Origin of the sequence: Mannheimia sp. USDA-ARS-USMARC-1261, from assembly GCF_000521605.1 — a bacterium.
GTDB lineage: Bacteria > Pseudomonadota > Gammaproteobacteria > Enterobacterales > Pasteurellaceae > Mannheimia > Mannheimia indoligenes.
In genome coordinates, this window is record NZ_CP006942.1 from 2,290,001 (window position 1) to 2,310,565 (window position 20,565).

Below are 20,565 nucleotides of genomic sequence, written 5' to 3' on the forward strand. Positions count from 1 at the left end.
GAGAAATCTAAAATGAACGCAAGTGTTTTTTGCAAAAAATTTTAAAAAAGATCTTTTTTGAAGATATTTAATACAAAGCGATCGTTTTATCAGCAGAATTCATAATGTTTGCAAATTTCTTTGTAAATTCGACCGCTTGTAAAAAGATAAAAAAGACCATCTTTATGTAAGATGGTCTTCCAAAATTAGATCTGCACTACAGCGATGATCACTAGGATTGTATATAAGATAGATAATCCATAGAAAATCACATTACCCGCCGGTGTGTGAACTTTCAGATCGTGCAAGCCGTGATGGATACGGTGCATACCCGCCCACATTGGGAAAATAGCTAATGCCATAATAGTCAGTTTTCCGATGCAAGTATGGGCAAAAGCAATAATATTATCAGGCGAAACTAATCCAAACGGTAACAATAAGCCGATAATAAAAATTACTACAGGAAAAAATAATGCACTAATCATACCGCCAGCACTAAAGAGTAACCAGACAGGTGGTTCATTTGAACGTTTTGGGTTTTGATCTAAACTCATTTTCTTCCCCTTCTTAAATATAAACTAAGATTAATGCAATTAAGCTAATTACACCTGTTGCAGCCCAAAGAATGTTTCTTCCGACAGAAACCGGTAGATGTTTACCTTTTACCATAACTGACATCACTTCAGGTGTCATTACATAAAGTGTTGCCGCGTGGTAAAACATTGCTGCAAGCGAGATGATATTTAGTACAACCACAAATGGATTTTGTAAGAAATCTACAAAGTCGGTTGCGAATGTGCCTTTACTTAATGCAACTGCACCATAAAATAGTACGATACAGAACCAAACCGTTGGAAGACAGGTCGCTTCACGCACCATATACATTTTGTAGAAATCAAGTTTTTTCCACCAGCTTGCTTTCATTCCTCGAACATAAGGTCTACGTTTTGTTGCTGACATTTCTTCCTCCTATCTCGGTTTGATCATTGAGATAACATAATCTTTTGCACTTTCTAGCTTGCCTTGGTTCACGGCTGAAGCAGGACCAACGTGTTTCGGACAAACTTCTGAGCAGTAGCCCACAAAAGTACAACTCCACACCCCATTTTTACTGCTGAGCAATTTCATTCGCTCTTCACGTCCGTTATCACGGTTATCCAGGTTATAGCGATGAGCTAATGTAATTGCCGCAGGACCGATGAACTCAGGGTTTAAACCAAATTGAGGGCAAGCTGCATAGCATAAACCACAGTTAATACACATTGAGAATTGACGATACTTCTCTAACTGTGCCGGTGTTTGTTTAGTACGCTGACCTTCCGGTGCTTTGTTATCAATCACATAAGGTTTAATTGCCTCAATGCTATCAATAAAGTGGCTTAAATCCACTACTAAATCACGCTCAATCGGGAAGTTAGCAAGCGGTTCAATTCGCATAAAGCCGCTGTAATCACGTAAGAATGTTTTACACGCCAGTTTTGGTTTACCGTTTACCATCATCCCACAAGATCCGCAGATCGCCATACGGCAAGACCAACGGTATGAAAGCTCAGGCTCAAGCTCGTCTTTAATGTAACCCAGTGCATCTAATAGTGAAGTTTGGCTATCATAAGGCACTTCATATCTATCTAAATGTGGCTCGCTATCTGATTCCGGATTGTAGCGTAGCACTTCGATGGTCATTTTATCTAAATTTGCCATTTTACTGCTCCTTCTCTATTGTTGTGCTTGAGCTTCTGCTGCTTTTTTCGCTTTTTCTTGTGCTTCCGCTTCTGCACCGTACACACGTTTAGCTGGTTGTGATTTAGTAATCTTCACATCGCTATATTTAATGGTTGGTGTACCATCTGCGTTATAGAAAGCCTGTGTATGTTTCAAGTAATTCACATCATCACGTTCAACATAATCTAAACGTTGATGTGCACCACGAGATTCTTTACGTTCCACCGCAGAGCAAGCAATAGACTGAGCAACATCTAAGATAAAACCTAACTCAATTTTATAGAGTAAATCGGTGTTAAACACGCTTGATTTATCTTTCACACTAATATTTTTATAACGCTCTTTTAACTCTTGGATTTTATTCACAGTAGCTTCCATACTTTCTTGTGTACGGTAGATACCACAACCTTCTTCCATTGCATCGCCCATTTGGTTACGAATATCAGACCAAGATTCATTACCTTCTTGATTTGCCAACGTATGTAAACGAGCCACAATATCTTTTGCTTGAGCATCAATTTGTGGTTGATTACGAGAAGTTACTTCCAACGCACGGCGAGCTGCATTTTCACCCGCAACTTTACCAAATACCACTAATTCTGCTAGGGAGTTAGAACCTAAACGGTTTGCCCCGTGTAAGCCTGATGATGCACATTCACCTACTGCAAATAAGCCTTTAATTGACGTTTCTGCATTCATATCCACTTCAATACCACCCATTGTATAGTGAACAACAGGACGAACTGGAATTGGAGCTTTCGCAGGATCAACGCCTTCATAAGCTTTCGCTAATTCGCAAATAAACGGTAAACGTTCAAGTAAATATTTCTCACCTAAATGACGTAAATCTAAGTGAACTACATCAACACCTTTTGCAGTTTTTAAGGTATTGCCTTTACGCCACTCTTGCCAGAACGCTTGAGAAACTTTATCACGCGGACCTAATTCCATATATTTGTTTTCCGGTTTGCCGATTGGCGTTTCAGGTCCTAAACCGTAATCTTGTAAGTAGCGATAGCCATCTTTATTCACTAAGATACCGCCTTCACCACGACAACCTTCCGTCATCAAAATACCGGTATTCGGTAAGCCGGTTGGGTGATATTGAACGAATTCCATATCACGCAAAGCCACACCGTGACGATACGCCATTGATAAACCGTCGCCGGTTACAATACCGCCGTTAGTGTTGAAACGATAAGTACGGCAACCACCACCAGTTGCAATCACAACTGCATTTGCGTTGATTTGCACTAAAGTGCCTTCCATCATATTCATCGCCACACAACCGCGAGCTTCGCCATTGTCGGTTAAAATATCTAGTACGAAATGTTCATCAAAGCGGACAATGTTCGGATATTTAATCGAAGTTTGGAATAAAGTGTGTAAGATGTGGAAGCCGGTTTTATCTGCAGCAAACCAAGTACGCTCAATTTTCATTCCACCGAAACGGCGAACGTTTACTTCACCGTCTTCACGGCGACTCCACGGGCAACCCCAACGCTCCAACTGTGTCATTTCAATCGGTGAATGCTCCACAAAATACTCCACAATATCTTGCTCACATAACCAGTCGCCACCGCCCACTGTATCATTAAAATGATTATCGTAAGAATCGGTATCTTTAATTACAGCTGCTGAGCCACCTTCTGCTGCCACTGTATGGCTACGCATCGGGTAAACTTTTGAAATTAAAGCAATTTTCAGATTTGGATTTGCTTCAGCCGCTGCAATGGCAGCACGCAAGCCACCACCGCCGGCACCGATAATCGCCACATCAAAATTAACACTTTGCATAATGCACTCCGAAAGTTAAATAAACTTATTCATTAAAAGTGGTTCTATTTTGCCACTATTTAATCAATCAGATAAGCCGTTTTTACAATTTATTAACATAAAAAATGCGATTTTGTGATCTACCTCAAAAAAGGTAACTAAGCATAACAAAGGTATTGAGAATGGCTCTTAATTGGAGAGTTATAAAGAGAAAATTTCTAATGTTTAAAATGAGAAAATATAATTTGTTGCAGAAAAGTTAAAAAACTTGCTTTATTTTTTCTTGCTCAGTAACTAGGGCGATACGTTTTTTTAGGCTAAAATAGTGATACATTTTCAAGCGGTCATTTTTTATGAATAATTTACAACTCGATAACATTGATTGGCAACCTACCGCCTCAATCCCTCATCTCATTCAACGTGCTAAAATTATTGCTGAATTGCGTAAGTTCTTTACCGATCGTGGCATTTTAGAAGTAGAAACCCCAATTTTAAGTGAATTTTCGGTTACTGATGTACATCTTTCTACATTCAGCACACAATTTTTATCGCCGTTTAGCAGCGAGGCGAAAACACTCCATTTGATGACAAGCCCTGAATACCATATGAAGCGTTTGCTTGCGGCAGGCAGCGGTCCGATTTTTCAAATTTGCAAAGTGTTCCGTAATGAAGAAGCGGGCAAACGCCATAATCCTGAATTTACAATGTTGGAATGGTATCGTCCGCATTTTGATATGTATCGTTTAATCAATGAAGTGGACGATTTACTACAACAGATTTTAGATTGCGAACCGGCGGAATCTTTTAGCTATCAATTTGTATTCCAAACCCACGTTGGGTTAGATCCGCTCTCTACCCCTAAAGCCCAATTAGTCGAAAAAGCAAGAAAACACGGTTTGCAATGTGAAGATGACGAAAATCGTGAAACCTTACTGCAATTTTTATTCAGTGAAGTAGTAGAGCCAAATATCGGACAAGATCGTCCAACAGCGGTTTACCACTTCCCTTCATCTCAAGCCGCGTTAGCACAGATAAGCTCGGAAGATCACCGTGTTGCCGAGCGTTTTGAGTTTTATTACAAGGGCTTAGAACTCTGTAATGGTTTTCACGAATTAGACGACGCAAACGAACAAATCCATCGCTTTGAGCAAGATAATTTACAACGAGAAAAAATGGGACTTGAACCACAACAGCTAGACGTGCGTTTCCTAGCGGCTCTCAAAGCAGGTTTTCCAAACTGTTCGGGGGTCGCACTGGGAGTAGATAGGCTCTTAATGCTTGCGATGAATGCAAAGAAAATTGAAGAGGTCATTTCTTTCGGTATCGAAAAAGCCTAGTTTTTTTATGGCATTTTGTTATTTGCAATTTGCAAAAAAATCAACAAATATGACCGCTTGTACACTCTGTTTTAGGAAAGCAAAATGAATATTTCAGGCACATTACAAGGTTGGCACTATGCTCTGCTGTGTTATTTGACGTGGGGAATGTTTCCGATCTATTGGTATCCGATTAATCAATCGGGAATGCCTGCCGAGCAAATTTTAGCTCAACGGGTGGTATGGTCTGCCGTGTTTGCCATTATTCTATTGCTGATTTTCCAACAGGGGCGAGCAGTAATCAATGCCTTCAAACAGCCTAAAGTGCTGGGAATCTTCTTCCTTTCTTCTTTTATGATTGGCTTGAACTGGCTGGCTTATTTGTGGGCGATTACTAACGAGCATATTTTAGATGCCAGTCTCGGCTATTTCATTAACCCTATCTTGAATGTATTTGTTGGCTATCTGGTACTAAAAGAACAATTAAATAAGGCTCAATTACTTTCTGTTGGTTTTGCGATTGCAGGCATTTTATGGCTGGCAATTCCTGCGGGACAAGTTCCTTGGGTAGCACTCATTTTAGCTGCCAGTTTCTGTATTTATGGGCTGATCCGTAAACTCGCCCCAATGGAGCCATTATCAGGCTTAGCCCTTGAAACCTTGCTGATGTCGCCTTTTGCAATAACCTACCTTTGCTTTTGTTATAACCAAAACATCTTAGTATTCGGCGAACTCAATAGTTTGCAAATGACGGTACTACTCTGCTCAGGGGCTGCCACCACCATTCCACTACTTTGGTTTGCAATGGGGGCAAGACGCATTTCAATGTCTTTACTCGGTATGTTGCAATATATCTCACCTTCATTACAATTTTTATGTGGCGTGCTGATCTTTAATGAAAAACTCTCTGCCGAACGTTCGGTTGGCTACATTTTGGTTTGGATTGGTGTCATTATTTTCTTACTCAGTATGAAAAAAACCAGAGCAAAAGCCCAACACTAAAAAGCATTAAATATTTCGTTTCGGCAAGCCTAATGCAGCAAAGCCTAGCAACGGCAAATAGGCACAGACTTTAAAAATAGTATCTAAGCCGTATTCGTCAGCAAAAAAGCCTAATACGGCAGCACTTAAGCCGCCAATACCAAACATTAAGCCAAACATTGTACCTGAAATCAGCCCAACTCTACCCGGCACCGCTTCTTGAGCATAAACCACCATTGCCGAAAACGCTGATGACATAATAAAGCCGGCGAAAATCGCACATACAATCGTCCAAAACAAATCGGCGTGAGGCAATAATAACGCAAAAGGTGCCATTCCTAAGAAAGAGAACCAAATTACCGCATTTCGTCCGATCTTATCGCCAATCGGTCCGCCGGCAAAAGTGCCTGCTGCAACAGCACCTAAAAATACAAAAAGATAGAGCTGTGCAGTTGCCATATTCAACTGAAATTTTTCCATTAAATAGAAGGTAAAATAGTTGCTGAGGCTGGCGATATAAATAAACTTCGCTAACATTAATAAGGCAATAATTAATAATGCTCTGGCTAATAACTTGCCGTGCAAACGTTGCTGAATATGGTTTGATGAAACAAATAATGGCTTGGCTTCATATTTCACCCAACGACTCACTTTATATAAAATCCACAATGCTAATAATGCAAATGCCACAATCCAAATCACTGCATTTTGCCCTTTAGGCACAATAAATAACGCAACCAAGAGCGGACCTAACGCCGAGCCACTATTTCCTCCTACTTGGAAAAGCGACTGAGCCGTGCCAAATTTACCGCCTGATGCCATTCTAGCAACCCGAGAGGCTTCAGGGTGAAAAGTGGCTGAGCCAATACCCATTAAAGCCGCCGCGATCAGCAATACTCCAAAGTTGGGAGCGAAGGCAAGTAAAAGCACAGAGAAAAGGGTGATTAACATACCTATCGGCAACAAATTCGGTTTTGGGTATTTATCGGTATAAAGCCCGATACCCGGCTGAATAATAGATGCGGTAATTTGGTAAATTAACGAAATCATACCGATTTGAGCAAAACTCAGTTGATAATTTTGTTTCAGCATCGGGTAAATTGAGACCATTACCGCCTGAATTAAATCATTCAGCAAATGAGAAAGGGAGATCAAAAGTAAAATGGGTAAAACCATTTTGGGAGCACTATGTTGTGTATGCATTGTCTTTTTGTTTTTATAAATAAAAAATATTCTACTCACAAATAATGAATGTGCAAGCGGTTGCTTTTTACGACTTTTTTACAAAAGTTATGCTTATTACAAATTCCACCTAATTTGTCATTTTTATAACTTTTTGCTATATTCGGACTCCTGAATAATAAATGATAGAGGTAAATACCATTGGATTTCATCAAAAAATTACAAACAGGAAGTACCTTTAAAGCACCTATCTTCCTTCCTAGTGTCTTTTTTGTCGGCTTTGTGGCGATATTCTGTATTGTCTTTCCTCAGACTGCACAAGCCTCCCTTGATGCAATTAAAAATATCCTTTTTAAAAATTTTAGTTGGTTCTACATTTTTGCCGGCTCAATCTTTTTTCTGTTTCTGATTTTTCTTTCTGTCAGCCGCTTAGGCGATATTAAATTAGGGGCAGATACTGATGAACCTGAGTTTAGTTTTGGCTCTTGGATTGCGATGCTATTCGCCGCCGGTATGGGTATCGGATTAATGTACTTTGGCGTTGCTGAGCCGATTTTGCATTATCTCAAGCCTGTACACGAAAATTTAACGCAAGCAGAACGAGTAAAAGAAGCGATGGTTACTACTTTCTACCATTGGGGAATTCACGCGTGGGCAATTTATGGCGTAATCGCCCTCGCTCTAGCTTACTTTGGTTTTAGATACAAATTACCACTTACGGTTCGTTCCGGCTTTTACCCACTACTAAAGCACCGTATTTCAGGCTTTTGGGGACATACGATTGATGTTATCGCCCTTTGTAGCACTATTTTTGGTTTAACTACCACGCTCGGCTTCGGGGTTATGCAAGTGAGTGCCGGCTTTAATAACTTAGGGTTAATTGAAAACACTGGTTTTGCGGTGCTTGCCGTAATGGTTATTGTGGCGATGTCATTAGCCGTATTCTCTGCTATTACAGGAGTTGGAAAAGGCGTTAAAATTTTAAGTGAAATCAATCTAACCCTTGCGAGCTTACTACTGATTTTTGTCATTATTACGGGTCCAACGCTATTCCTGTTCTCAAGTTTAACCGAGAATTTAGGCTACTACTTTAGCTCATTACTAGAACTCAGTTTCCGAACATTCGCTTATGAGCCTGAAAGTCAAGGCTGGTTAAGTGGCTGGACAGTTCTCTACTGGGCGTGGTGGGCTTCTTGGGCTCCGTTCGTCGGCTTATTTATCGCTAAAATTTCCAAAGGCAGAACCATTCGTGAATTTATTTTAGGCGTGTTATTCGTACCATCGCTGTTTAACATTTTATGGATGACCAGCTTTGGTAGCTCTGCTATCTGGTTTGATCAACAAACCGCCGGGGCATTAGCCACAGTAAGCGATAACACAGAGCAACTACTCTTTACACTCTTTGAGCAACTACCTTTCGGCACAATTGCTTCTTTCATTGCCGTTGTCGTAATCTCAATTTTCTTCATTACCTCCGCGGACTCAGGTATTTTTGTACTTAACAGTATTGCCTCACAAGGCGAAGAAAAAGCCCCGAAATGGCAGACTATTCTCTGGGGTGTGATATTAGCAGTATTGGCTCTATCATTGCTTTATTCAGGCGGTTTATCATCGCTACAAACAATGACCTTGATTATCGCTCTACCATTTACATTCATTATGCTTATTCTCTGCGTTGGCTTATGGAAAGGCTTAATGGTTGATAACCAATACTTCAATAAAAAACTTTCTCAAGGCAGCCAAAATTGGGCTGGAAAAGATTGGAAACAACGTTTGGAAAAAATTATTAATCCAAGCAAACAACAAGATGTTCGCCATTTCTTTATTAAAGTTGCAAGACCTGCTTTCCTTGAATTAATTGAGGAATTTGAAAGCTACGGCTTAACCGCAAAAATGAACTTTACTAACGAAACCAACCCTAAATTAGAGTTTGAGGTGGTAAAAGAGAATTTACGCAATTTCATCTACGGTATTGAAAGCGTACCACGCCAATTATCTGATTTAGTAGTAGGCGATGATAACTTACCGAATATTGAAGAAAATATGGTTTACGAGCCAATCACCTACTTCCTAGACGGACGAGAGGGCTATGATGTGCAGTATATGACCAAAGAAGAATTAATTGCCGACGTGCTACAACAGTATGAACGCTTTATCAATTTAGCGATGGATAACTCACACAACTTAATGACGGCTGATGTTAATAATTTAGACTAAGTCTTAAACGATTAAACAAGCGGTTAGATTTTCGGAAAATTTTGCAAATTTCCATTAAAATCTAACCGCCTGTATTTTAAAGCCAACGTCTCACCCGACTTGCATAATCTAAATAACGTTGTCCAAATTTTTGGGTGAGAATTTGTTCTTCCGGTTTAATTTGGAAATGGGTAATTAACCCAATGAATAGAGGCAAAACAAACCACGCAAAAATCGATCCAAGCCACAACGCCCACGCAATTAAGCCTAATAGTAATGAAAGATACATCGGATTTCGGCTTTTACGATAAATCCCCCAATCCACAATCTGAAAAGTATTTTGTGGCTGAAAAGGGCTAGATGTTGTTTCTGCTTTTCTCATCGTAACTACCGCCGATATGGCAATCACTAACCCAATTACCGCAATCAATGCTCCCAATATAAATATGATGGGGTGTTGATAATTGGGGAAATGGACCGGTAAAACTCGCCCAATCCACCACATTAACGCAGCACAAAATAGAAACCAAACCGGCGGCGGTACTTTCAATTTCAACATTTATTCCGCAGCTCTAAAGTCTTTTTTACGAATACCTAAACTAATAATGGCTACAAAATAGCTACCTGCGGCTAAAATCATCAGCCAAACCAACCAATAAATTTTCTGCCATAGCGTCATTAACGCCCAAGTTTCAATCGCCGGTGTGAAATAAGCCAATAACGCCCCCATCACACAAGCTGCAATCAGCAGTTTTAATACAAAAATAATGGTGGTACGACTTACTTTATAATAACCACTTTTTGACAAGTGGAAGTAAAGCAAACTCACATTCACTAATGCCGAACAAGCCGATGCCAATGCTAAGCCGATATAGCCCAAAAACGGTGCAAATACCAAGCCGAAAAAGATATTGCTGATGGCGGCAATAATCCCTACTTTCACCGGCATTTTCGTGTTTTGATGAGCATAGAAACCGTTCGCCAACACACTAATCAGCATATAGCTGTTTAGCCCTAAACACATAACATAGAGCGGATAAGAGGTCGCCAGCACATCTTCAAAGCCAAATTTGCCTCGCATAAACATTGTCATAATAATCGGCTGAGCAAGCACCGCCATTCCGATCATTGCCGGAATACCGAGCAATAATACCATTCTCACGCCCCAATCCATTGTGTTTTGAAAGTTTTCGCCACGCTGTAATTCGGTCAGATCTTTATTTTTGGCAATGCGGGAAAGGCTCGGCAGCACTACGGTGGAAATCGCAATGCCGAATAAACCGAGTGGAAACTCAATTAAGCGGTCGGCGTAATACATCCAGCTAATCGAACCTGTAATCAAAAATGACGCAATCACTTGATTGAGCAATAAGTTTAATTGGGTAACTGAAACGCCAAATAAAGCAGGAATCATTAATTTACGAACTTTCGTTACCCCTTCATCTTTCCACGCCCATTTTGGCTTAACCAATAATCCCTCTTTTTTCATAAACGGAATTTGGAACAGGAATTGCAACAATCCGCCTAAAAATACCCCCCACGCAAGAGCAACATCCGGCGAGTCGAAATAATCTCTACCCAGTAACGCCACACCAATAATTGCCACATTCAGCAATACCGGCGAAAACGCCATTACGCCAAACTTTCCGATGGTATTAAGCACTGCTCCGGACAATGCTACGAAGGTGATAAACCACAAATAAGGGAAAGTGATTTTCAGCAAAAAGGAAGCTTGGGTAAATTTCTCCGCATTTGGTCCATCATTCAACCAATCTAAAAACCAACCTGTACCAAACAAAGCGGCAACCACAGGCGAGGCAACCATTGCCACAAGGGTAACAACAGTTACTAAGCCTCCCAATGTACCCGATACTTTGGCAATGAATTCTCTGGTTTTGTTTAGGTCATTATCGGCATTATATTCCGCCAACACGGGAACAAAGGCTTTGGAAAATGCCCCTTCGGCGAACAAACGGCGGAGAAAATTAGGAATGCGGTTGGCGAATAAGAAAATATCGGCACTCACACCTGTACCTAACAGGGTTGCTACCACAATGTCGCGAATTAACCCCAAAATGCGTGAAATTAAGGTCATTCCGCTTACGATCATTCCTGATTTTAAAAGTTTTTTGCTCATAATAAAGAGTGTAATATTGGTAAAATTATTGAAAAATCAGACCGCTTGTAGTGCGATCCTAAAAATCGATCATAATTTTAGCAGTTTGTTATAGGAAAATCAGAAAAAAACTGTTAAAATCTCGCCCTATCGTTTTCTATCAGAAAAACGGTGTTATTTTCAAGCACGTGTCTCGTTGAAAATGAATTAAAAACTATCGATAGGCAATATAAACCGAAAATCGGTTTATATCTAATTTTTACACAGATATTTTAGGAGTTTGACCTTGGCTAATATCAAGTCAGCAAAAAAACGTGCGGTTCAATCTGAAAAACGCCGCCAACACAACGCAAGCCAACGCTCAATGATGCGTACATTCATCAAAAAAGTATACGCAGCAGTAGCAACCGGTGATAAAGCAGTAGCAACAGCCGCTTTCGTTGAAATGCAAAAAGTCGTAGACCGTATGGCGTCTAAAGGCTTAATCCACGCTAACAAAGCCGCTAACCACAAATCTAAATTGAGCGCGCAAATCAAAAAATTAGCGTAATATCGAATAGATATGAAAAACCGACTAGCGATAGTCGGTTTTTTCATTTTCTAAAGCTAAAGTAAAAAGGCTATTTTAGTAAGTTCTAAAATAGCCTTTTTAAATCAGATAATTATTTTTTCAATAAATCGCGGATTTCTGTTAATAATTTCTCTTCTGCTGTTGGCTCAGCCGGTGCTTCTTCTACAACAGGAGCTTTCTTCAGTGAGTTAATCACTTTCACCATACCGAATACGGCAAGTGCGATAATTAAGAAATCAAATACGTTTTGGATAAATGCACCGTATTTAAGCATTACGGCTTCCGCACCTTCTTTAGCCGGTGCAATTTCAATAGCAAGATCTTTGAAATCTACACCACCGATTAACCAACCGATTGGTGGCATAACTACATCGCTCACTAATGACGATACAATTTTACCAAATGCTCCACCGATGATCACACCGACAGCCATATCAACAACATTACCTTTTACGGCAAATTCACGAAACTCTTTTAAAATACTCATTTGGGCTTTCCTTTAGTTTAATTAGGTTAAAATGTGATCCTCATCAGATCAGAGGACGGCTATTATAATCAAAAATTTGAAAATTTATACCTATTACTCAAATTCCCATTTTTTGATCTAAGTCATTAGAATTATAACCGGCTGCTCAATTTTTTGCCAAAATTTTCTACTTGTTGCCAATTGGTATATTCATATTCTTTGCGAGTGTCCGTTTCGCCTTTGGTGATTTTCATAATAAAACGAATCATCATACGATCAAACCAAGTATAGCGTGGATAAAGTAACGCTCCGGCAAACACTTCCACATCAGTCGGATGCCATTTCACCCTCGCTAAAAATTTACGCACGTAGGTGTTAGTTTCCGGTGTACTTCGATTCTCTTTACGAGCGGTCAAATTTACGCCATAAAAAGCTGTTTTCTTCTGATTTAACACCACATAATGCTGTTCCACAAACTGATAAACCAGCGAGTTAAAATGCCCATAGCGAATGGAAGCACCAATCACAATTTGATCGGCATTTGCAATTTTTTCAGCAAAATTGACCGCTTGCTCTTTAAGAGAAATCAGCTCAACTTCGTGTGTGATGGCATCCGCCAATCGTTCTGCAATCTTTTTTGTTTGACCATCGGTCGTAAAATAGAGAATTAGAGTTTTCATTAGTCTTTCCAAAATACAGGGCTTAAAATAACCAGTAAGGTAAATACTTCCAAACGCCCGCATACCATCGCAAAAGTGAGTACCAATTTTGCACTGTCCGGCACTTGGGTGAAATTGCTACTCACACTACCTAATGCAGGACCTAAATTATTGAGCGTGGCAATCACTGCATTTAAAGCATCAAAGGTTTCCATTCCGCAAGCAATTGAGGCAAGCCAGCAAACGACAAACACAAAGAAATAGGCGGAAAAAAACGCCCAAATGCCGTCTACAACACGTTCCGAAAGCACGTGTTTTCCTAATTTGATTGGTTGAATTACATTCGGGTGGATATAGCGGTGGATTTCACGTTTACTTTGCAAATAGAGCAACAATACCCGAATTACTTTCAAACCTCCACCTGTTGAGCCGGCACAACCGCCAATAAATGATGCAAGCACCAGCAAAGTCGGTAAAAAAGAAGACCATTGGCTGAAATCATTGGTAGTAAAACCTGCGGTGGTAGAAATTGAAACCGATTGGAATAACGCTTGGCTAATAGTTACCGAAGCATTATCAAAATAACTGTACGCCATTAGCACTATCGTACAAACCAAAAACAGTCCAAATTGTACCATTAAGAAGAAGCGGAATTCGTAATCGCCCCAGTAAAGACGACTTAAAATATCCCCTCTTTTTCTGGATTGCTTATCACGCAAGCGGTCAATTACTGCGAAATGCAAGGCAAAGTTACAGGCGGAAAGCAGTAAGAAAAAGACAGTAATATAGTTAATCGCCGGGCTATTGAAGTAGCCGATACTGGCATCGTGGGTGGAAAATCCACCAATCGAAACCGTTGAGAAACTATGTGAAATCGCATCAAAGGTACTCATTCCTGCCAGCCAAAAGGCAAAAGCACATAATAAAGTTAAACTGAGATAAATCATCCACAACGCTTTCGCCGTTTCTGCAATACGAGGTCGCATTTTTTGCTCTTTGAGCGGACCGGGCATTTCGGCACGGTAAAGTTGCATTCCACCAATACCAAGTAATGGGATAATTGCTACCGCTAATACGATGATCCCCATTCCACCTAGCCATTGTAAGAATTGGCGGTAGAACAAAATCGCTTTCGGGAGACTATCTAACCCTGTAATTACCGTTGCCCCAGTGGTGGTTAAGCCGGAAAAAGATTCAAAAATCGATTCCGCCACATTGAGATCGGGGTTTTCTAAAATAATAAAAGGCACAGCCCCCAGTAGCCCTAACACTACCCAGAACAGAACTACAATTAAAAAACCTTCTCGGGAGCGTAGCTCATTTTTATTGTGGCGACACAACCACCAAAGCAATGTGCCGACTAAAAAATTCAAGGCAAAGGCTTCTAAAAAGGCTCGCCCACCGCCATCGCCATAAATCAGGGCAACTGTTGCCGGCACAAGCATTGTGAACGAAAAGCACATCACTAAAATGCCGACAATACGAATAATGGAAAAAAATTGCATAAATTAGATATCTTCTTTAATTAAAGTCAGTTTGCCCGAAAAACGCTGGGTAAGCTCATCAGAAAATGGCTCAAAGTCTATCGGGTTAAAAGCGAGCAATAAATCCACTTTCTCCCCAAAATGTTGCTCTATAATATCAATATCTCGTCCGCTGATCAGATGTGAAATGGTATTAAACTGCTCATATTCACACTGCAAGCGGTAGTTTTTTCGCAAAACTTTGCGAACTCGCTCTAGTTGCAATAATGCCTGCTGAACGCCGTTACCATAAGCTTTTACCAACCCACCTGTACCAAGCTGAATGCCTCCGTAATATCGCACTACAACGGCAGTAATTTCGCCCAAGCCTGAGCCCAATAAGTAATTGAGCATAGGCTTACCTGCCGTGCCTGAAGGTTCGCCATCATCAGAAAAGCCGTATTGTTGGGAATCATTCGGCGTGCCGGCAACCGTTGCCCAACACCAATGACGAGCGTGTGGATGCTGCATTTTCAGCTCTTGCCAAAATGCCTTTGCCTGCTCCATTCCTTCTGTATGGCGGAGATAGGTAATAAAACGGCTTTTTTTAATCTCTTCTTCAAAAATTGTATCCGCTTTGGGGATAAAAAATTCCATTGTTTGTATCTCTTAATTTTAACCTTGTAATAATACCACATTAAAGCCACTTTTTATTTGTGCTGTTTAGTGGTTTAATAACCCTTTCACTGATAACTGAACAAATACACTATGTCAAAACTCAATATTATTTTTTCCGGCACGCCTGATTTTGCCGCTCAACATTTACAAGCTTTATTAAATTCCGAACATAACGTGATTGCCGTTTACACCCAACCGGATAAACCGGCTGGACGAGGCAAAAAATTACAAGCAAGCCCGGTAAAACAGCTTGCTGAAGCTCATAACATTCCTGTTTTTCAACCGAAATCGCTCCGTAAAGAAGAAGCTCAAGCAGAACTTAAAGCCTTAAATGCGGATGTAATGGTGGTAGTCGCTTACGGTTTAATATTGCCTGAAGTGGTATTAAATGCCCCTAAATATGGTTGCTTAAATGTTCACGGCTCACTCTTGCCACGTTGGCGTGGAGCAGCTCCAATTCAGCGTGCTATCTGGGCGGGGGATACTGAAACAGGTGTAACCATTATGCAAATGGATATTGGCTTAGACACTGGCGATATGCTACATAAAGTAACAACACCGATTGAGCCTAATGAAACCTCCGCCTCGCTTTACGCCAAACTTGCCGAGCTTGCTCCTCCTGCGTTACTTGAGGTATTAAATGGCTTAGAAAATCAGACATTCAAAGCACAAAAGCAAGACGAAAGCCAATCTAACTATGCGGAGAAACTTTCTAAAGAAGAAGCAAAATTGGATTGGAATTTATCTGCTATACAGCTAGAGCGTAATATCCGAGCCTTCAACCCGTGGCCTATTAGTTTTTTAACGTTAGAGGTGGAAGGAATTGAACAAAGCATTAAAGTTTACCAAGCAACAGTCTTACCTCATCAAAACAAGCCCACTGGCACAATCTTAAGTGTAGATAAAACAGGCATTCAAATTGCAACTCAAGAGGGTGTGTTGAATATCACTCAACTTCAACCCGCAGGCAAAAAACCGATGTTGGTGCAAGATTTCCTCAATGGTAGAGCGGATTGGTTTAAAGTAGGCGAACAACTTTAATTTCAGAGAAAAATAAATATGCACTCACAACATTTAACCATTAAAGATGCTCAATTTTCGCTTGCTGAACATCAAAAGCTAACCATTGATGAACTCACTATTCAACCAAATACCTTTTGGGTAATTGTAGGCGGCAACGGCTCGGGCAAAACAGCTTTTTCTCTTGCCTTACAAGGCAAGCTCTCGCTATATTCAGGACAATATGAAAACCGCTTTCAAAATATTCAGCTACTCTCTTTCGAGCAACAACAAAAAATTATTGAGCAGATTTTCAAAGATCGTAACAACGATACTATCTCCCCCGATGATTTCGGCTTAACAGCACGCCAAGTGATTTTAAACGGTAGCTCTAAAACCGCATTATGTGAGGAATATGCAGCAAAACTACATATTACACATTTGCTGAAACGTCCTTTTATTCATCTCTCCACAGGCGAAAGCCGTAAAGTGCTATTTTGCCAAATGTTAGTCAGTGAGCCTGATTTACTGATTTTAGATGAACCATTTGAAGGCTTAGATCAGCAATCGGTCAAATACTGGATGGAGTTGGTCGGAGAACTGCAACGCAAAATGGCGTTGGTACTGATTGTAAACCGTTTCAATGACATTCCTGATGCCGCTGATCATATTGCCTTGTTAGATAACTTATCACTGATTTTGCAAGGTCATCGAGCAGAAATTGAACAACAAGCGGTCTATTCTCAGCTAAAATTTGCAGAAGAAAATGTAAATGTACCACTGCCGGAAAGTGCTGCTCCACTTACTTCTCTACCTGAAAATATCAATCCGTTTGAGCTGGAAAATGTGAATATCCAATATGGAGAGAAGAAGATTTTAGATAATCTCAGCTGGACAGTTCACCCTAAACAACATTGGTGGATTAAAGGACCAAATGGGGCAGGCAAATCAACTCTGCTTTCGATTATCACCGGCGATCATCCGCAAGCGTATGCCAACAAAGTCCGCCTGTTCGGTCGCCAACGAGGCAGCGGCGAAACTATTTGGGATATTAAGAAAAATATCGGCTATGTCAGCAGCCAATTACATATGGATTATCGGGTAAATTGTGCAGCGATTGATGTGATTATTTCCGGCTTTTTTGACAGTATCGGGGTTTATCAGCAGATCCCAAACAGCTTACAGCTCAAAGCAATGGAGTGGCTGGAATGGCTGAATTTAGCGAACGTGGCGAAAAAACCGTTCCGTTCACTTTCGTGGGGGCAACAACGCTTACTTTTGATTACCCGAGCAATGGTCAAACACCCGCCGATTTTGATTTTGGACGAACCGCTACAAGGCTTGGACGGCATTAACCGCAAACTGGTGAAACAGTTTATCGAACAGCTCGTCAATAACAGCCAAACCCAGCTTTTATTTGTGTCTCACCAAGACAGTGATGCCCCAAACTGCATTACGCATTTGTTTGAGTTTGTGGCGAAAGGGGAAACGAATGAATCGGGGTACGAATATCGGCAATTAAACAGATAAGGGTAGATTTAAAGCCTACCCTACTCCTCAATTTTTAAATTATTAGGAGTATTTTATAGCCTATACTTTAGATTTCTTCTCATTTTTAGAATAAATTTCATCTAAAATTCTTATAGCTTCCCTAAATTTCATCTTTTCGAAATCATCAAATTCAGTAGAATTAAGGTTATTACCTATATAAATCTTTATTCCATTTAAAAAAATACTTTCCTTCTCAAAGAAATCATATTGTTTTTTATCATATCGATATTCTAAATAATTACAAAAATTATATGCATAGAATCCATTTTCTAATATATTTCTATATTTAGATATATCAACCTCACCTAAAAAGGTAGTATTTTCAAACCATTCATAAAGCCCAGCTAGACTTCTCCAATCTCCAATTTTAATATTCTCTAATGCCTGATCAAAATAGTTTTCTGCTTTCACGATTTTTTGATGTTGTTTTATTTTATCAATCCCATCATATATCTGATCTACTATTTCTTTTACATCAGGATCATTTTCATTAACATATCCCAAACCAGTTCCATTAAATCTAACCATCATACTATCAGCCCAAGCTGGATTATCCATATTTTTGGCTATATACTCACCAACAATTTGCTTAATTTCATCGATATCTATAATATTACAAAGTTTTTGGTCAATAAAAAGAACAATTAGATTAATAACGTGAACTAAAACACCTATATCATTATACTCATAATTCTTGAATCGCTTTAGCATATCTTCCATATTTTCTTGGAACTCATTATTAGTTAATGCCAGATAACGCCATAAATTTTTCCAAGAAGCATTCTCCTCTATCTTGAATATAGGAAAAGTTGAAATTTTTTCATTTAGCCTTTCATAATTTTGATAGAATCCAGTAATAATATCCTCCCACTCTTTATTATCAAACATTGCATGCTTATAATAATTTCTTTTTTCCATATATGTTATAACATCATCAAAATTATTTAATTGTCTAAACTTCAATGACAAAGAGAAAAAATCCTTTATTAGCCAGTTATCAAATGAACTATTTTCTAGAAAATTAGAAGAAATCCCTCTTATAAAATCAAGATAATCTTCTGTTGTTTTTTCTAAAATCCTGAAATTCCCATCTCCAAATTTTTTAAAAACCTCCTTAACAACATCCAATCTATCATCATTTATTTTATCATGATATTTATTTTTATATTTTATCCAAAAATCCCTTTCATTATTTTCTACAACTAGAGTCTTACCAACTAACTTTTCTTTAAACTTATTATAAATTTTATCTTCACTAATTTCTTTTTCATTTGAAACTACAATTACTTTTGAATTTGATTGTTCGCATAATAAATTAATAAACCCAAGTATCTCAGTAAGAGGGATTCCAGTTCTTTCTAGATCGTCAAAAACAAATACCAACTCTTTATAATCTCTATTTTCTAATGGATTTATTTTACTAAAATCAAAATTTATTGTACTTTCTTTATCTTTTTCATCTCCAAATATATCAACTCTAAACCCAACCTTAACTGCATGTTGTAAAACCCCACCTAAAAACTTTACAGGCTTACTACCAAGAATAGGATGTAAACTTTCAAATATAGCGGAATTTACACTTGAAATAGATTTAAGTCCAAACAAACTTATATAAATAAATTTATATATATCTTTATCTTTTCTCTCTTTTTGATTTATATAATCCTTAATAAAATAAGTCTTACCACACCCCCAATTACCAATTAGTAATGTCGCATATTGAGTATTTTCCCTCTGAAGATATAAATCTAAATACTCAGTTATATGTGTATTCATAATCTATTTTCCTTTAGTGATTTTTGTTAATTTGAATAATATACTCTTAAAAAATGATATTATCTCTATATTATTCAAAAGATTATTTTCTAAAACTTTACAAAAATAAAGGGCGAATAATTATTCGCCCCTACAATTTACTTCACCACTTCACCTTTCGCCTGTAAATCGGCGTGGTAGGAAGAGCGGACAAATGGCCCGCACGCTGCGTGTTCAAAGCCCATTTTTTCGGCTTCCTCACGGAACATATCAAACTCTGCCGGCGGAACGTAACGTTCCACTTTGAGGTGGTGGCGGCTCGGTTGTAGATATTGACCGATGGTCAGCATTGTTACACCGTGGTCGCGTAAATCTTGCATTACTTCTAAAATTTCTTCGTTGGTTTCGCCAAGTCCCACCATTAAACCTGATTTGGTTGGGATATCAGGAAACTCTTGTTTGAAGATTTTCAGCAACTCTAACGACCATTTATAATCTGCTCCTGGACGAACTTCGCGGTATAAGCGTGGTACATTTTCCAAGTTGTGGTTGAACACATCCGGCGGATTTTGCTTCAGAATTTCGACCGCTTGTTCTACACGTCCACGGAAGTCTGGTACTAAAATTTCCACTTTGCAGTTTGGATTTAACGCTTTGATTTCACGTACCGTTGCCGAGAAATGAGCCGCACCACGATCCGGCAAATCATCACGATCCACCGAGGTAATCACCACATATTTGAGTTTCATATCCTGCACAGTTTCTGCCACTTTGCGTGGTTCATCAGGATCAAGTGGGAGTGGCTTTCCGTGTGCCACATCACAGAATGGGCAGCGACGGGTACAAATTGCCCCCATAATCATAAAGGTTGCCGTCCCGTGATTAAAACATTCGTGTAAGTTTGGACAAGAAGCCTCTTCACACACCGAGTGCAATCCGTGCCTACGCATACCGTTTTTGATGCTATCAATTTTTGCCGAGTTTGCCGGCAGTTTGATTTTCATCCACTCCGGTTTTTTGAGTAATTCTTGGTCTGGATCAATATTTCTGACTTGAATAACGGAGGTTTTAGCGGCATCACGATATTTCACCCCTTTTTCCATTTTAAAAGGGCTCATTTTTTTTGCCGTAACTTGAGCTGTAGCCGTAACCATT

General features: G+C 39.4%; 19 protein-coding genes. 6 read left to right on the plus strand and 13 right to left on the minus strand.

Translation table 11 applies throughout. The annotated features are described in order from the left end of the window. Positions 1 to 185 precede the first annotated feature (185 nt). Genes frdD through frdA form a run of 4 tightly spaced genes read right to left on the minus strand, consistent with a single transcriptional unit; the run spans position 186 to position 3,498 of the window. Entirely contained in the window at positions 186 to 533 is a 348-nt protein-coding gene (gene frdD / locus X781_RS11225) for a fumarate reductase subunit FrdD (RefSeq protein ID WP_025236929.1), read from the minus strand. 13 nt (positions 534 to 546) lie between these two features. Next, positions 547 to 939, minus strand: coding sequence for a fumarate reductase subunit FrdC (frdC, locus tag X781_RS11230; protein ID WP_025236930.1), 393 nt, complete (start codon positions 937 to 939; stop codon positions 547 to 549). Between the two features lie 9 nt (positions 940 to 948). Continuing rightward, positions 949 to 1,680, minus strand: coding sequence for a succinate dehydrogenase/fumarate reductase iron-sulfur subunit (locus X781_RS11235; protein ID WP_025216380.1), 732 nt, complete (start codon positions 1,678 to 1,680; stop codon positions 949 to 951). 15 nt (positions 1,681 to 1,695) lie between these two features. Continuing rightward, the gene (gene frdA / locus X781_RS11240) at positions 1,696 to 3,498 is read right to left on the minus strand and encodes a fumarate reductase (quinol) flavoprotein subunit (protein ID WP_025236931.1); all 1,803 of its coding nucleotides are present in this window, start codon (positions 3,496 to 3,498) and stop codon (positions 1,696 to 1,698) included. 332 nt (positions 3,499 to 3,830) lie between these two features. Here frdA and epmA point away from each other — a divergent pair, with 332 nt between their 5' ends. Further along, positions 3,831 to 4,814, plus strand: coding sequence for an elongation factor P--(R)-beta-lysine ligase (gene epmA / locus X781_RS11245; protein WP_025236932.1), 984 nt, complete (start codon positions 3,831 to 3,833; stop codon positions 4,812 to 4,814). An 84-nt stretch (positions 4,815 to 4,898) separates the two neighbouring features. Next, positions 4,899 to 5,795: an EamA family transporter RarD gene (gene rarD, locus X781_RS11250; RefSeq protein WP_025236933.1), complete on the plus strand. Its 897-nt coding sequence runs from the start codon at positions 4,899 to 4,901 to the stop codon at positions 5,793 to 5,795. A gap of 6 nt (positions 5,796 to 5,801) precedes the next feature. On the opposite strand, the gene X781_RS11255 is transcribed toward rarD, so the two are convergent. Then, positions 5,802 to 6,977 carry an MFS transporter gene (locus tag X781_RS11255; RefSeq protein WP_025236934.1) on the minus strand — a complete coding sequence of 392 codons (1,176 nt, stop codon included), beginning with the start codon at positions 6,975 to 6,977 and terminating at the stop codon, positions 5,802 to 5,804. 180 nt (positions 6,978 to 7,157) lie between these two features. Here X781_RS11255 and X781_RS11260 point away from each other — a divergent pair, with 180 nt between their 5' ends. Next, complete coding sequence (locus X781_RS11260) at positions 7,158 to 9,173, plus strand: BCCT family transporter (protein WP_025236935.1); 2,016 nt, start codon at positions 7,158 to 7,160, stop codon at positions 9,171 to 9,173. A 76-nt stretch (positions 9,174 to 9,249) separates the two neighbouring features. Here the strand turns inward: X781_RS11260 and X781_RS11265 are convergent, their stop codons facing one another. Continuing rightward, a complete protein-coding gene (locus X781_RS11265; protein ID WP_025236936.1) occupies positions 9,250 to 9,711 on the minus strand; it encodes a methyltransferase family protein in 462 nt (153 codons plus the stop codon). Continuing rightward, a complete protein-coding gene (gene murJ, locus X781_RS11270) occupies positions 9,712 to 11,289 on the minus strand; it encodes a murein biosynthesis integral membrane protein MurJ (RefSeq protein WP_025236937.1) in 1,578 nt (525 codons plus the stop codon). It abuts the gene before it with no gap. A 265-nt stretch (positions 11,290 to 11,554) separates the two neighbouring features. On the opposite strand from murJ, the gene rpsT reads away from it, so the two are divergent. After that, complete coding sequence (gene rpsT / locus X781_RS11275; RefSeq protein WP_025236938.1) at positions 11,555 to 11,818, plus strand: 30S ribosomal protein S20; 264 nt, start codon at positions 11,555 to 11,557, stop codon at positions 11,816 to 11,818. 112 nt (positions 11,819 to 11,930) lie between these two features. Here rpsT and mscL read toward each other — a convergent pair whose 3' ends face one another. From mscL to X781_RS11295, 4 genes are all read right to left on the minus strand, one after another. Beyond that, on the minus strand, positions 11,931 to 12,326 hold the full coding sequence (gene mscL, locus X781_RS11280) for a large-conductance mechanosensitive channel protein MscL (RefSeq protein ID WP_006251148.1): 396 nt from the start codon (positions 12,324 to 12,326) through the stop codon (positions 11,931 to 11,933). Positions 12,327 to 12,457: 131 nt separating this feature from the next. After that, on the minus strand, positions 12,458 to 12,985 hold the full coding sequence (gene hemG / locus X781_RS11285) for a menaquinone-dependent protoporphyrinogen IX dehydrogenase (protein ID WP_025236939.1): 528 nt from the start codon (positions 12,983 to 12,985) through the stop codon (positions 12,458 to 12,460). Beyond that, a complete protein-coding gene (locus X781_RS11290) occupies positions 12,985 to 14,469 on the minus strand; it encodes a TrkH family potassium uptake protein (RefSeq protein WP_025236940.1) in 1,485 nt (494 codons plus the stop codon). Before X781_RS11290 ends, hemG begins: the two co-directional genes overlap by 1 nt. A gap of 3 nt (positions 14,470 to 14,472) precedes the next feature. Further along, the gene (locus X781_RS11295; RefSeq protein WP_025236941.1) at positions 14,473 to 15,084 is read right to left on the minus strand and encodes a YigZ family protein; all 612 of its coding nucleotides are present in this window, start codon (positions 15,082 to 15,084) and stop codon (positions 14,473 to 14,475) included. A 111-nt stretch (positions 15,085 to 15,195) separates the two neighbouring features. Here X781_RS11295 and fmt point away from each other — a divergent pair, with 111 nt between their 5' ends. Both fmt and modF read left to right on the plus strand, forming a co-directional pair. Continuing rightward, entirely contained in the window at positions 15,196 to 16,146 is a 951-nt protein-coding gene (fmt, locus tag X781_RS11300) for a methionyl-tRNA formyltransferase (protein WP_025236942.1), read from the plus strand. A gap of 18 nt (positions 16,147 to 16,164) precedes the next feature. Then, on the plus strand, positions 16,165 to 17,634 hold the full coding sequence (modF, locus tag X781_RS11305; protein WP_025236943.1) for a molybdate ABC transporter ATP-binding protein ModF: 1,470 nt from the start codon (positions 16,165 to 16,167) through the stop codon (positions 17,632 to 17,634). 60 nt (positions 17,635 to 17,694) lie between these two features. Here modF and X781_RS11310 read toward each other — a convergent pair whose 3' ends face one another. Then, a complete protein-coding gene (locus tag X781_RS11310) occupies positions 17,695 to 19,431 on the minus strand; it encodes a P-loop NTPase fold protein (RefSeq protein WP_025236944.1) in 1,737 nt (578 codons plus the stop codon). Between the two features lie 137 nt (positions 19,432 to 19,568). Beyond that, positions 19,569 to 20,564 carry a lipoyl synthase gene (lipA, locus tag X781_RS11315; protein ID WP_025236945.1) on the minus strand — a complete coding sequence of 332 codons (996 nt, stop codon included), beginning with the start codon at positions 20,562 to 20,564 and terminating at the stop codon, positions 19,569 to 19,571. Between the last annotated feature and the right edge of the window lies 1 nt (position 20,565).